Origin of the sequence: Mesorhizobium zhangyense, from assembly GCF_011045115.1 — a bacterium.
In the GTDB taxonomy this organism is placed as follows: domain Bacteria; phylum Pseudomonadota; class Alphaproteobacteria; order Rhizobiales; family Rhizobiaceae; genus Mesorhizobium_M; species Mesorhizobium_M zhangyense.
Genome location: NZ_JAAKZG010000001.1, coordinates 713,801 through 727,010 on the forward strand (window position 1 = coordinate 713,801; position 13,210 = coordinate 727,010).

Sequence of the window (13,210 nt, forward strand, 5' to 3'; positions counted from 1 at the left end):
CTTGCGCAGCGACCTGAGAAGTTTTAGGACGGCGGCGAAGGAAGAACCATGCCCATTCGCCTGAAAAAACTGATCGGAACCGTGCTGCTGATCGTGCTGGTCATCGTCTATGCGCTGGTCGCAACGACGGTCGCGGTGGCGCAGCTGTCGGAATCCGGCCCGCTGGTGCATCTGGCCTTCTTCCTGTTCACCGGCATTCTCTGGGTGGTGCCGGCGATGGGCATCATCAAATGGCTCATTATCGAGCCGAGGCCGAAGCCCTGATCACCAAGATCTAAACTGTAACCAGCATCTTGCCGGCATTCGCCAAAGGCGTCGTGATGCCTGAAAGCATCGTGCGGATGTAGGAAACACGCTGGTAGCGGCCGTTGATCGAGATGCGCGGCAGCGCATGCAGATGTCCGGCGTGATCGGCCCGCAGCACGCCATGACGCGTCGTGACTGCGGAGGCATAGCCGGCAGCCCTGGCAAGAGCGACTTCCCGTTCACCGACAGCGCTCGGATAGCCATAGGGATACGCCATGTGGCGCGGTTTCTCGCCAAGCTCGGATTCGAGGATGCGCCCGGCATCGATGATCTCGCGCCGGGCCGTCTTCTCGTTCAGCCGCTTCAGGCTGTAATGATGCACCGTATGCGCGCCGATCGTCACCAGCGGGTGGGCGGCCGCCGCCCTTACCTCGTCCCAGTTCATCAGCGTCTTGCGACTTGGCGCGGCCGGATCGACCCCGCATGAACGCGCCAATTCGTGCAAGGCAGTGCGCTGGTCCTCCTCGCGCACGTCAATGGTCAGATACTCCTGCAGCCGCGCATTGGCTTCCGCCCGCTTGGCCGGCGTCGAGCAATCGATCATCACGCGGCCCTCGGCCGTGTTCAAAAACAGCATGTCACGGGCGTTGACGATGTCGTCGATCGCCTCCCACCACAAATCCACAGTGCCGTCGATCAAGGCCGGCGCGATGTAGATGGTGATCGGCACGCCGTGCCTTTCGAGCACGGGCAGCGCTTCGGTGAGATTGTCGCGGTAGCCGTCATCTGCGGTGAGCGTGGCGAACTGGCCGCCCTTGCCGCCACGCCGCACGCGCTCCAGCGCCTCGTCCATCGTCACGAATTCGGTGCCGCCTGCCTTCATGTCGGTTATCAGCGCGTCGAGAAAGGACGGCGCGATGTTGAGGTGGCGATTGGCGCCGTCGGGTCTTTCGAGATTGGCGGTGACCCGATGCAGCATCAGGACCGCGCCGATGCCACCGACCAGCGGACGGGCGAGCGGCGCCAGGCCGGAATATCCGACCGCGTTCAGCACCAGCCTGCGCAACGTATCGCCCCCGTCGATCATTAATTCACCTTTTGGCGCTACAATCCGTTGAAACAGCGCCTTCCTACGGCAAGACAGGCGACCAGCATTAGCCGCGAAGGATTGAGGTATGGTTGACGCCACAGCGTCATTTGGAATCGAACCGTCCACGCAAGAGTATCCTTCAGCTCGGCTGGAGGCTTACTCCACGCATACGGAGATTTCGACGGCCACGCCGGAAGCACTTTCCTCCTATGCGCGGCTCTGTGCAAACGGCGTCTTCGCGCCTGCCCAGAGCGCGCTCTGGGTCGAGACCTGGGTCAGGCAGATACGCCTCGACAGCCTGATCGCCACGATCACCAGCAATGGACAGGCGGTTTTCGCGCTGGCGCTGGAAGTCGTCAAGGTCGGGCCGTTTCGCGTCGCCCGCTTCATGGGAGGCACGCATGCCAACGGCAATTTCGCGCCTGCCCTGCCGAAATGGCTCCAGTCGGCCAGCGAGGCGGACATCATCGGCCTGATGCAGGCTATCGGCAAAGCGCGTCCGGATATCGACGCCCTCATGCTCCAGCGCGTCGCCACCGATCTCGACGGCACTGCCAATCCCCTGCTCGCCCTTCCTAATGCCCCTACCCCGAACATCGCGCTCAGCGTCGATCTCGACGGCGGGTTCGACGCCGTTCTGGAGCGCACGAGCGCCAAGCGAAAGCGCAAGAAACATCGGGCGCAGACGCGGAAATTCGAGGCAGCCGGCGGCTACCGGCGTCTCATAGCGCAAACCGGCGATGAAACGCAGCGCCTGTTCGACGCATTCCTGGCGATGAAGGTCGAGCGCTTCCGCAAGATGGGTATCGCCAATGTTTTCGAAGAGCCTGAACTACAGGCATTTTTCCATGCCCTGTTTGCAGGGAGCGTAAATGCCGACCAGCCAATCTTCACGCTGGAAGCGCTCGAAGTCGGCGGCGTGTTGCGCGCGGTCACCGGCACCAGTCAGTGCGGCAAACGCCTCATCTGCGAGTTCGGCGCGATCTCCGACGACGAGCTGGCTGCAAGCAGCCCCGGCGAGTTCCTGTTCTATGACAATATAAACGTCGCCTGCGCCGACGGTTTCGATATCTACGATTTCAGCGTCGGCGACGAGCCGTACAAGCGGCTCTGGTGCGATATCGAAACGCGCCATGTCGACATCGTGCTGCCACTCACGGCCAAGGGGCGGATGTTCGCAGCCGGCACGCGAGCGACCGCGCGCCTCAAGGCGTTTGTAAAGAACAGCCCGTTTATCTGGAAGATCGCGAAGGCACTGCGCAAACGGGCTGCGGGTGGATCGGCGACGCCGGCGGAAGATTGATCCTAGGGAAACGAAGGGAACGCGGCGCTTACGCCACGTTCCTTCCAGGCACCGGCGACGTCGGCAGTTCATAGCCGGCGGGCGTAACCAGGATAAAACCGTGGTAACCGCCCTCGCGGAGGTTGTCGGCTGCCGACAGCACGTCCTCGTCCGGTTCCAGCATGCTGATGAAGATTTCCGTGCCCTCGCCGACAAGCCGGCGGATGCCGTCGGCATCGATCGGGCCGCATTCGACCACGACGATATCATAGGCGGTGGTCAGCGATTCCAGGATGATCGGCAGGCGGTCGGCGGCGCGCATGGCGCGAACCGGATCGGCGGTGCCGACCGGAATGACGTGGCAATCGGAATAATGGTCGGCGTGGATGACGTCGGTGAACTGCGCCTGCGCCGACAGGAGATTGGTTATGCCGGGATAGTGGCCACTGTCGAGCATCGGACGTGAAGCGGCACCCGAGGCGGTAAGATCGAGAAGCAGCACCCGCAATCCGGCATCCGAGACCTCGCGGGCAACCATGACCGACGTCGCCGCCGCCTCGTCACCCTCGGGCGACACGAAAATCGCTCGCATGGCGCCGCCGGCAATCAGCTTTTCGGCAGCACGCTCGATGCCGATCTCACCCAGCATGCGCTCAGGCCTGGACAGTTCGCCGTGATCGTCCTCGGCCTCCGGCTCCGCTTTGGAAGAAATGATTGGCGCGGCTTGATCATATTCCTTCACGGCAGGCTCCTCACTCACGTCGGCTTGAACGACGGGCATCGCCACCTGCTCGACCGGATCGAAATGCGCGCCGGGCGCCGGGCGCATTGCACGGCCGGAGAACAATTCCTGCAAAAGCGTCACCACAGCCATGATCAGCAGCGAGGCGACAAAGGCGGCGCCTACGATCGGCACGATCTTCGGGAAGTATGGCTCCGCCGGAACGACTGCGCGGGAGAAGATGCGGGCATCGGCCGGCAGATAGTTGCGGTCCTTGCGCGATGCGGCCTCGCGATAGCGGGTCATGTAGGATTCGAGCAGTTGCCGCTGCGAAGTCGCCTCCCGCTCCAAAGCGCGCAGTTCGACCTCCTGCTCGCCGGAGCGCGCGGAAGCGGCCTTCAAAGTGTTGAGATCGGCGACGATCTGGCTCTCGCGCATCTGCGCGGTCTGCGCCTCCGTCACGATGCTTTTCAGCACGTTCTGGGCTTCGATGCGGATTTGACGGTCGAGGTCTGCAAGCTGCGAATTAAGCGCGCGAACACGCGGGTGATTCCCCAGCAATGTCGTCGACAGGTCGGCGATATCGGCCTTGAGCTGCACCTGTCGTTCGCGCAGTCGCTGAATAAGCGGCGACGACAGGACGCCCGGCAACGCATCGACCGAACCGCCGCCTTGCAGCACCTTGCGCATGCTTTCGGCGTTGGCCTCGGATGCCGCACGGCTGGCGCGCACCCGCGACAATTCGGAAGACAATTCAGAAAGCTGCTGCGTCGACAGGACCGCGTTGTTCTGCCCGATCAGCAGATCCGACTTGCCGCGATAATCGGCAACACGCGACTCGGCTTCCTTGACGCGCTTGCTGAGGTCGGCGATCTCGGGCGCCAGCCAGTCGGTGGCGTCGGAATTCGACAGGAGCTTGGCATCCCGGCTCACCGACAGATAGGCGTCGGCAACCGCGTTCGGCACTTCGGCTGCGAGCCGCGGATCTTCGGACGAGAACTCGATGACGATAACGCGTGACTTTTCAACGCGGTAAACCTTCAGCTTCTCGCGGAATGCCTTCAGCACGCGCTCATCGGCAGGAATTTCGTGCGGATCGCTTTTAAGTCCGGCAATCACCAGCAAACGCGTCGCAAGCGACATATTGGCGGCAGGATCGAACTCGGGCAGCTTCGAGAGGCCGAGCTTCTGCGATACCTGCTTCAGGATATCAGTCGACGAGATCACCTCGACCTGGCTGGTCACCCCCTCCTCGTCGAGGATCGGACGGTCAGCCTCCGCATTGCCGGTTTCCGGCCGGGTAAACACGGATTCGCGGGTTTCGATCAGGATGCGGGTTTCGGCTTTGTAATGCGGCGTCGCCATCCAGGCGAGGACGAAGGCAATTCCGGTAACGACGAGCGCGACCAGCAGGATGCGCAGCCAGTTCCTCGCAAGCGAGGCGAAGAGCGTTCCAAGGTCGACATCGATATCGTTGGCAGTTGATTGAGCGCCTGACATGCATCCTGCTCCAGTATCGGATGCTTCTTATGGTAAACATCTATGGTAACCCATCGGTTAAGATGCTGGAAAGAATCTGTTTTCCTTGATTGACAGAGCGTTAATAAGCCGACCCTAATGCAACTATACGTAGTTGGATCAGCCCAAAAGAGCCACGGGCTTTACCGGGCGTTAACCCTAACAAGACGATAACGGCAACATCGAAGTCGCTGAACTTGAGTCCAGCGCGCAGCCAAAGGTGTCCGTCCGGTCATGAAAAGCTTTCGTCCCGCCTTTCACGCACTGCTCGTCGCGGCATTGCTTGCCGGCTGCTCCAGCTACCGCCCTGCACCGGCAGCCTTTCATGAAGCGCTTGACCAACCCTACCGGCTCGGAGCCGGCGACCGCATTCGCGTGACGGTGTTCGAACAGGAAGGCCTCACCAATACCTACAGCGTTGATCAGTCTGGCTACATCGCCTTCCCTCTCGTCGGCGCGGTGCCGGCGCGCGGCAACACCGCCCAGCAGATCGAGGCAACGCTTGCCGCCAAGCTTCGGCAAGGTTTTCTGCGCGATCCTGACGTCTCCGTCGAAATCGATCGCTACCGTCCGATCTTCGTCATGGGCGAAGTGGGCGCTGCCGGCCAGTATTCCTACGTTCCGGGACTGACGGTACAAAAGGCGATTGCCATTGCAGGCGGCTTCTCGGCACGCGCCAACCAGGCGAATGTCGATATCACCCGTGACATCAACGGCAAGGTGATGACCGGCAGGGTCGTCACATCCGATCCTCTGCTGCCCGGCGACACAATCTACGTTCGCGAACGTCTTTTTTAATCCCTCGTCCGTAAGATTGGTTTCAACTTACGGAAGAGATCATGAACCAGCATGCAAATGGCAGCGAGAGGAGCGTGGGCGAAAGGCTTCGCATCGTTCACTGTTTCCGTTCGCCGGTCGGCGGCATCTTCCGCCACGTCCGCGATCTTGCTGAAGCTCAGGTCGCAGCCGGCCACCAGGTCGGCATCGTATGCGACTCCACCACCGGCGGCGACTACGAGGAACGCCTCTTTTCCGACATGAAGGACATGCTGGCGCTCGGCATATGGCGCACGCCGATGCAGCGCCATATCGGCCCCGGCGACATGGCTGCGGCCTTGCGCACATACAGGATTATCAAGGAATTGCAGCCGGACGTCCTGCACGGACATGGCGCCAAGGGTGGCGTCTATGCCCGCATGTTCGGCTCGCTGTTGCGGGTTTCAAGGTCTCGCGTTGCCCGCCTCTATTCGCCGCATGGCGGCAGCCTGCACTACGACGAAACGACGACGACGGGGAAAATGTTCTTCGGGCTCGAGCGCCTGATGGAGCGTTTCACCGATCACCTGCTGTTCGTCTCGGATTATGAGCAGCGGACCTTCCGCCGCAAGATCGGCACGCCGCGCCCGCCGCACGGGCTTGTCTACAATGGTCTTCGCGCCGCCGAATTCGAACCCGTCCCACCTGCCGCAGACGCCGCCGACTTCCTCTATATCGGCATGATGCGTGACCTGAAGGGTCCTGACCTCTTCATCGATGCGCTCGCCGCCACCGAGGCAAAACTCGGACGCAAGGTCACCGCCGTGATGGTCGGTGACGGCGAGGATCTGCCCCGTTACCATGCGCAGGTGAAACGTCTCGAACTGGCCGACCGGGTGCGCTTCCTGCCGCCCATGCCGGCGCGAAAAGCCTTTTCACTCGCGCGGCTTATCGTCGTTCCCTCGCGCGCCGAGGCAATGCCTTACATCGTGCTCGAGGCGCTTGGTGCAGGCATGCCGATGATCGCGACTGCCGTTGGCGGAATCCCCGAAATCTTCGGCATCGGCTCGCCGGCGCTTGTGCACCCGCTGGCCAGCCAGTTGACCGCGAAGATGAGCGAGGCGCTTCTCGATCCCGACGCCTACCGCGCCTTCATGCCGACGCCGGCCGAGTTGAAAGCCAGGTTCGGCGCCGACGTCATGGCCGCGCAGATCGAAAAAACCTACTTCTCGGCACTGGGCCGCAAGACTTCCGAACCGAAAGACGGTTTGAAGCGACCGATAGTCTCAAGGGTTTCTTAGCCCCTGACTGTTAGATATGATCCGTAATCTGCGGGTCTTGACCATGAACGAGATTGAACCTCCACACCGCTTTTCGATCAATGCGGTCCGGAAAGTTGACGCTGGCTCCCCAGGCCAGCCCGTCAAGCTCAACAAGGTCGCGCTCCAGGTCGCCTCGCAATATCGCCGCGATACGATGTCGCCGATCATGGTCAGCGGCGTCATGCGCCTCGTCGAATTCATGCTTCTGTTCCTGCCCGGCTTCGCGCTCTTTGCGTTCCATGTCGGGCTGACCACGCATCTCTTCTGGCACTATCCGGTCATCATCGGCGCGGCGTCGCTGCTGATGGTGATCCTGCTCGAATTCAACGATCTGTACCAGATCTCCGCGCTGATGCGGCCGCTCTCCAGTTTCGGGCGCATTGTGCTGATGTGGTCGGCCACCTTCGCGCTGCTGGCGCTTGCCGGCTTCTTTCTCAAGATTTCGGAAGGGTTTTCGCGCCTCCTGTTCGGCTCCTGGTTCCTCATCGGACTGGCGCTAATCTTCGGCCTGCGGCTGTTCCTGTCGCGCGTGATCAGACAATGGGCGCGCAACGGCCGGATGGAACGCCGCGCCGTTATCGTCGGCGGCGGCAAATCCGCAGAAGCCCTCATTCGCTCGGTCGAGCAGCAACCCTACAACGATATCCGCATCTGCGGCATTTTCGATGATCGCGACGACAAGCGCTCGCCGCCGATCGTCGCCGGTTATCCCAAGCTCGGCAATGTCAGCGAACTGATCGAATTCGCCCGCATCGCCCGCATCGACATGCTGATCGTCTCATTGCCGATCACCGCCGAGGCGCGCGTGTTGCAGCTTTTGAAGAAGCTCTGGGTGCTCCCGGTGGATATCCGGCTGTCGGCGCATTCCAACCAGCTTCAGTTCCGGCCGCGGTCCTATTCCTTCATCGGCTCGGTGCCGATGCTCGACATATTCGACAAGCCCATCAACGATTGGGATTCAGTGGCGAAGCGCGCCTTCGACATCATCTTCAGCCTGTTCGGCATCATCGTCTTCTCGCCGGTGATGCTGGCAACGGCAATCGCCATCAAGCTCGACAGCAAGGGGCCGGTGCTGTTCAAGCAGAAGCGCCACGGCTTCAACAACGAGATCGTCGAAGTCTACAAATTTCGCTCGATGTACACGGACATGTCGGATCCTTCCGCGAAGAAGAGCGTCACCAAGAACGATCCGCGCGTTACACGCGTCGGGCGCATCATCCGCAAGACCTCGATCGACGAGCTGCCACAATTCTTCAATTCGCTGTTCGGCAGCCTGTCGCTGATCGGCCCTCGCCCGCATGCCATCGCCGCCCAATCGCACAACCTTCTCTACAACGAAGTCGTGGACGGTTATTTCGCCCGCCATCGCGTGAAGCCCGGCGTAACCGGCTGGGCGCAGATAAACGGCTGGCGCGGCGAGATGGATACCGACGAGAAGATCAGGATGCGCACCGAATATGACCTGTTCTACATAGAGAACTGGTCGCTCTGGCTGGACCTGAAAATCCTCTGCCTGACGCCTGTGCGGCTGCTCAACACGGAAAACGCCTATTGAGCGCGATCACCCATGAACTGCCGCGGGCTGCGGTCAACGCCAAGCTGATCGCGCTGATCTCCTCGGGCGCAGTCGGCCTTGGCGTGCTTCTGTCAGGCTTCGTCATCAACGAACCGGCGCCGTACGAGCTCTATATGGCCGGACTGATCGCCATTTGGGCGCTATTCGGCCTCCGCCTGTCACGCTCCGTCGTGCCGCTGCTGGTGCTGCTGATCACCTTCAATATCGGCGGCATGATCTCGATGAGCCAGATGTCGGACCTGATGAACACGCCGCTCTATCTGGCCGTGTCGCTGTTCCTGGCGTTCACCGCCGTGTTCTTCGCCGCCGTCACGGAGATGCAGCCCGGTCTCTACCGGGTCATCTTCCTGGCCTATGTCACGGCAGCCGTGGTCACCTCGCTTCTCGGCATTCTCGGCTATTTCCACGCCTTCCCCGGCGCCGACATGTTCACCAAATATGAGCGCGCCGCCGGCGCCTTCGAAGACCCCAATGTCTTCGGGCCCTTCCTCGCCTTGCCCGGCATCTACCTGCTTCACCGTCTGCTGACTGGCAGTCCTGCGAAAATGTTCATCTACGCGGTGCCACTGCTGATCATCGTCGGCGGTATCTTCTTCTCGTTCTCGCGCGGCGCCTGGGGCCTTTTCGGAGCGTCCGCAATCCTGCTCACCGGCGCGCTGTTCCTGCAAAGCTCGAGCGGCCGCTTTCGCCTGCGAATCGTCGTCATGAGCGTTGCGGCATTTCTGTTCCTGGCGCTGGCCTTGCTGATCGCGCTGCAGATACCAAGTGTTGCCGAACTGTTCACCGCACGCGCCCAACTCGCCCAGGATTATGACAGCGCCCGCCTCGGCCGCTTTGCCCGCTACGGCATCGGTTTCATGCTGGCGCTGGAAAAGCCCTTCGGCATCGGCCCGCTGGTCTTCGGCCAGATCTATGGTGAGGACACCCACGACATCTGGCTGAAAGCGCTGATGGATTATGGCTGGCTCGGCTTCGTCTCCTGGCTGACCATGATCTGCTGGACGCTCACCAGCGGCTTCCGCATCCTGTTCCGCGACCGGCCATGGCAACCCTACGTCCTATGCGCCTATGTCGTGCTCATCGGCCATATCGCGCTCGGCACCTTCATCGACACCGACCACTGGCGGCACTTTTATCTCCTGCTCGGGCTGATCTGGGGTGGAATAGGACTGGAATATCGCCATCAGCACGCCATTCGCGCAGATGCACAACGAACTCGATCACGGCCACGAATTTCGGTTGACCGACAAAGGCATATGCAGATAGACAGCAACCGGTCCGGAGTGTAGCGCAGCCCGGTAGCGCACTTGACTGGGGGTCAAGGGGTCGTCGGTTCGAATCCGGCCACTCCGACCAATTAAATCAAATAGTTAGCCTAATCCCCCAGATTGGCTACAAAAATTATAGCCTCCCTGTAGCCAGCATAAAGTACCCGCGCGCCGCGGTTGCCGGCCATGTCATTAGCCTGCATAATCCGGTCTCAATCTGGTGCGGGGGCAAAAATTGCCAATTGACGGTCTTTACTCACTGGCTGCCGTCGGCATTGCAGGTATGTCAGCAATCGTTCTCAAGCTCGACCAGGGCCGAATCGAGGGCAACGACTCTGCGGGTGCGCGGTATATCGGGACTTACGAGGCTGATGGCACCGGATACAGGCTAACACTTGAGATCACCTCGCCACCCAACTCGTTCGGTGTTTTTGGAAGTTCGGCGAGTGAGACCTTTCGCACAAATAGCGATAGCATTATCGTACCGGCGTCGCTGTTTCTGGAAAGAGTGCCCTACACGCTCCCTAGCTATGGAATCACGGTCATAGCGACGCGAATTCCTGACACATATGCGAATCTAGCAGGCAAGGACGGCATTCGAACGTTGATTGGCATGCTCGAGCGCGCCGAGGCTGCTTGGAAAAATGCGGCTCGGCCGATGTGACTGTTCTCGTAGAGGCGGGTGTTCTGTTAGCCCGTAAAGCTGGACGGCGTGACCTTATGCGCTATCTTTGGTCTGACAACCGATGGGAGACGCACAGATGCCGACCTACGCGATTGTAATTGTTGGTGCAGGAGTGCTCGCCTTCATCGCAGGTTGCATCTTGATCTGGATGGAGCGCCGAAAGTTGAAGGACTTCTCCGGCCGGGAAGCAGTTCCCAGCGGACCGGATGTCGGCGGTTTCGACGGCGGTGGTCTTTAGGATCACACCGACAACTAGAAGCGCATTCTTGGCAGGCGGAGCGGACGCGGCAGAACTGCCTGAGAACCCTGTCCGGCAAGCCGAACCGTCGCCGCCGCGCCCGCGCGGGCCATTAGGGCATGTAACATCACAATGACAATGACGAATTGTTTACGTTGGAAACGCCTCTCCAGATCTTGACCATCTGGTCAAGATCCAGAACTATCCCCACGCGGCAGCCTGGGGGCAGCCGCAAGGCTGACGCGCCAAGACCTTGGGGGTTGAGGCGTGTCAGCCATCACTTAATTGACGGCCGACACCGAATCTCGGCAATTTCTCCATGCGGTGAACATCAGGCGCCGCGCTGGCCGGTGTGGAAAGCAATGGACTTCCGTCTCACCGGCCACACGTCTTTCATATTTAACCGTTCTGAACGGACGTGCCTTCAGGATTAGGTTGTTCGTGCTGCGATATAATCTCGCAGGAATTTCTCTGCATTATCAGGAAACCGGTGAAAGCCGATTTGTTTGATCATTTCATGCCACGTCTCAACATCCGGCGCGTCTTCATAAAGTTCCTCGGCGGCCTTGATGACGCCGGGCGGTACAATTTGAGCCGTATCTGCAAGGTGCCTTAATAGCTTTGCTGCATCGAGATTCCGATCATCATTCGGAAATGCTTCCGCCTTGCTCTCACGCCATTCCGCCTGTTCGGTAAACAGTTCGGCCAAATCACTATTATCCATTACATTTCTCCTCTCGCCGGCACGCAGCCGAACGTTTCAACAATGCCTGTCGATGGACAAGCTTCTATGTTCACCCAATGGGTGCATTTTGAGCTGAAAGGCCGCTAGTAGGTTTTCGAAGCGGCGAGGCCCACTGAAGGGCTGAGCTGTCCCTTTCGGGATGCGCTGCCAATAGAGGTGAATTAATATTGCAAAGTCAAGTACCCTTCGCGCTTACCACTTCACCCTACTCCGCCAGCCTCCAATTCACCTCCGCATACGATGCCGCTGCAACGATGCGGCAATGCGCGACCTTGAGCATCTCTGAAAGCTTGGTGGCCGCAGCGATGGAGGTCGCCAGTTGGTCCGCTAGATCTAACAGTCCGTCCGCGCCATCGATGGTCTCGAACGTTTTGGCTAACTCGTCGCGGCTACGATGAAGAAGTCCATATGCGCGGGCTGCTAGGCGGAATTGGTCGCTACCGGCGACTTGGACGGAAGGAGCGTACTGCTCTGGGGTGGGATGCGCCCCGAAATCGAAACTTGCACAAAACTCGGCGGTGAGTGGGAGGTGGGTGGTCATTTGTGTGCCTTTCTTAACCCGTATGGTTATGAAAATAACCCTAGTGGTTAATTTAGCGCTGTCAACCATAAAATAACCCTACCGGTTATTTTGTTTGCCCTAGAAGGTCTTTTACAATACCCTACGGCAATGATCACATCTGCACAGATACGCGCCGCCAGAGCACTCATAAACTGGAAACAGACTGACCTGTCAAAAGCTGCAGGTGTGTCGGAAATGAGTGTTAAGAACATTGAGCGAGGCACTACAGATCCTCGCGTAAGCACGCTGGAAGCCATCCGCACCGCCCTCGAGGCGGCCGGCGTCAGCTTTTTGGCAGACGGCGAAACGACACCAGGCGGTCCAGGAGTGCGCCTTCGCTAGAGCACGAGAGGGCATATGCCCGAATGCATGTTTCGACATGACAAAAATGCCAATTTGCATAGTGTTTTCAGGGGGTTGCTGTAGATCAACATCTGTGGAATCTATGCCGCGACTGCTAACATCGCGAGTTGTCATGGATACAGAATCGTCCCGCCTCGAACCTCGTCTCATGAAGCGCCCAGAAGCAGCCGCCTATCTAGGAGTAAGCATTGCGACGTTCTCCGGCTGGGTTGCGGCTGGGCATCTGCCGAAGCCTGTATTCGGCTCAACGCGATGGGACCGGCGTGCCATCGACGCTACTCTTGATAAGCTGGCCGGCTTGGGGCTGCCTACGGCATCGGTCGACGAGGATCCATATGAGAAGTGGCTGAACGGATCGGAAACTGCTCTGCAAAAGTGGGTGAGAGAAAATCCTGTTCCACCTCCGCCGAAGTTCCAATTGAATCTCCGACAGAAGACTGCGTTAAAAAAGTTGGGCAGACGAGATCCCCAAGCCCAGACCATCGACGCCATGGATGGAGTTGGTGAAGCCACGATGAACGAACTAGTGGCTTATAAGCTCGTGAAATTGACGGGTTACGACAAGAAAATGAGACCGTTATTCCTGCTCACCAAATTGGGCGGCGAACAATATGATCTCTATGAGGCCACGATGGCTTGGAACCTGTAAGGGTTCGCTTAGATGCCCCTCACGCTCTTCAAGCGCGGCGGATATTGGTACCTTCGGGGTTCCGTTCGGGGAATCCAATACTATGCGTCCACCAAGACCGCGGACCGCGATGCTGCTGACGACATAAGGATACTTACTGAAGGGCGTCTGTTCCAGGAAAGCGTGTTCGGCAAGAAAGCTGTCAAAACT

14 protein-coding genes and 1 tRNA gene are annotated in these 13,210 nt (G+C 59.6%); 11 read left to right on the top strand and 4 right to left on the bottom strand.

Annotation, left to right across the window (positions count from 1 at the left end):
- Window positions 1-48 precede the first annotated feature (48 nt).
- Entirely contained in the window at window positions 49-264 is a 216-nt protein-coding gene (locus G6N74_RS03545; RefSeq protein ID WP_165114343.1) for a DUF2842 domain-containing protein, read from the top strand.
- 10 nt (window positions 265-274) lie between these two features.
- Here G6N74_RS03545 and G6N74_RS03550 read toward each other — a convergent pair whose 3' ends face one another.
- Window positions 275-1,333 carry a polysaccharide deacetylase family protein gene (locus G6N74_RS03550; protein WP_165114345.1) on the bottom strand — a complete coding sequence of 353 codons (1,059 nt, stop codon included), beginning with the start codon at window positions 1,331-1,333 and terminating at the stop codon, window positions 275-277.
- An 88-nt stretch (window positions 1,334-1,421) separates the two neighbouring features.
- Between G6N74_RS03550 and G6N74_RS03555 the strand changes: the two genes are divergently transcribed.
- On the top strand, window positions 1,422-2,639 hold the full coding sequence (locus G6N74_RS03555; protein ID WP_165114347.1) for a GNAT family N-acetyltransferase: 1,218 nt from the start codon (window positions 1,422-1,424) through the stop codon (window positions 2,637-2,639).
- A gap of 28 nt (window positions 2,640-2,667) precedes the next feature.
- Here the strand turns inward: G6N74_RS03555 and G6N74_RS03560 are convergent, their stop codons facing one another.
- Complete coding sequence (locus tag G6N74_RS03560) at window positions 2,668-4,839, bottom strand: GumC family protein (protein ID WP_165114350.1); 2,172 nt, start codon at window positions 4,837-4,839, stop codon at window positions 2,668-2,670.
- 252 nt (window positions 4,840-5,091) lie between these two features.
- Here G6N74_RS03560 and G6N74_RS03565 point away from each other — a divergent pair, with 252 nt between their 5' ends.
- From G6N74_RS03565 to G6N74_RS03595, 7 genes are all read left to right on the top strand, one after another.
- Window positions 5,092-5,655 (top strand): polysaccharide biosynthesis/export family protein, encoded by a 564-nt coding sequence (locus G6N74_RS03565; RefSeq protein WP_165114352.1) that lies wholly within the window; start codon window positions 5,092-5,094, stop codon window positions 5,653-5,655.
- 74 nt (window positions 5,656-5,729) lie between these two features.
- A complete protein-coding gene (locus G6N74_RS03570) occupies window positions 5,730-6,914 on the top strand; it encodes a glycosyltransferase family 4 protein (RefSeq protein ID WP_165114450.1) in 1,185 nt (394 codons plus the stop codon).
- Between the two features lie 43 nt (window positions 6,915-6,957).
- On the top strand, window positions 6,958-8,490 hold the full coding sequence (locus G6N74_RS03575; RefSeq protein WP_165114354.1) for an undecaprenyl-phosphate glucose phosphotransferase: 1,533 nt from the start codon (window positions 6,958-6,960) through the stop codon (window positions 8,488-8,490).
- Window positions 8,487-9,800: an O-antigen ligase family protein gene (locus G6N74_RS03580; RefSeq protein ID WP_246245614.1), complete on the top strand. Its 1,314-nt coding sequence runs from the start codon at window positions 8,487-8,489 to the stop codon at window positions 9,798-9,800. The genes G6N74_RS03575 and G6N74_RS03580 overlap by 4 nt, the downstream gene beginning before the upstream one ends.
- Window positions 9,791-9,867 (top strand) — tRNA-Pro (locus G6N74_RS03585). Before G6N74_RS03580 ends, G6N74_RS03585 begins: the two co-directional genes overlap by 10 nt.
- A 147-nt stretch (window positions 9,868-10,014) precedes the next feature.
- The gene (locus G6N74_RS03590; protein ID WP_165114357.1) at window positions 10,015-10,443 is read left to right on the top strand and encodes a hypothetical protein; all 429 of its coding nucleotides are present in this window, start codon (window positions 10,015-10,017) and stop codon (window positions 10,441-10,443) included.
- Window positions 10,444-10,540: 97 nt separating this feature from the next.
- On the top strand, window positions 10,541-10,702 hold the full coding sequence (locus G6N74_RS03595) for a hypothetical protein (protein WP_165114361.1): 162 nt from the start codon (window positions 10,541-10,543) through the stop codon (window positions 10,700-10,702).
- Between the two features lie 430 nt (window positions 10,703-11,132).
- Here G6N74_RS03595 and G6N74_RS03600 read toward each other — a convergent pair whose 3' ends face one another.
- Together G6N74_RS03600 and G6N74_RS03605 are read right to left on the bottom strand one after the other, a co-directional pair.
- On the bottom strand, window positions 11,133-11,426 hold the full coding sequence (locus G6N74_RS03600) for a hypothetical protein (protein ID WP_165114363.1): 294 nt from the start codon (window positions 11,424-11,426) through the stop codon (window positions 11,133-11,135).
- 226 nt (window positions 11,427-11,652) lie between these two features.
- Window positions 11,653-11,988, bottom strand: a complete 336-nt coding sequence (locus G6N74_RS03605) for a hypothetical protein (protein ID WP_165114366.1) — start codon at window positions 11,986-11,988, stop codon at window positions 11,653-11,655.
- A gap of 129 nt (window positions 11,989-12,117) precedes the next feature.
- Here G6N74_RS03605 and G6N74_RS03610 point away from each other — a divergent pair, with 129 nt between their 5' ends.
- Together G6N74_RS03610 and G6N74_RS30475 are read left to right on the top strand one after the other, a co-directional pair.
- Window positions 12,118-12,351: a helix-turn-helix domain-containing protein gene (locus G6N74_RS03610; RefSeq protein WP_165114368.1), complete on the top strand. Its 234-nt coding sequence runs from the start codon at window positions 12,118-12,120 to the stop codon at window positions 12,349-12,351.
- A gap of 133 nt (window positions 12,352-12,484) precedes the next feature.
- Entirely contained in the window at window positions 12,485-13,021 is a 537-nt protein-coding gene (locus G6N74_RS30475; protein ID WP_205826495.1) for a helix-turn-helix transcriptional regulator, read from the top strand.
- Window positions 13,022-13,210 lie beyond the last annotated feature (189 nt).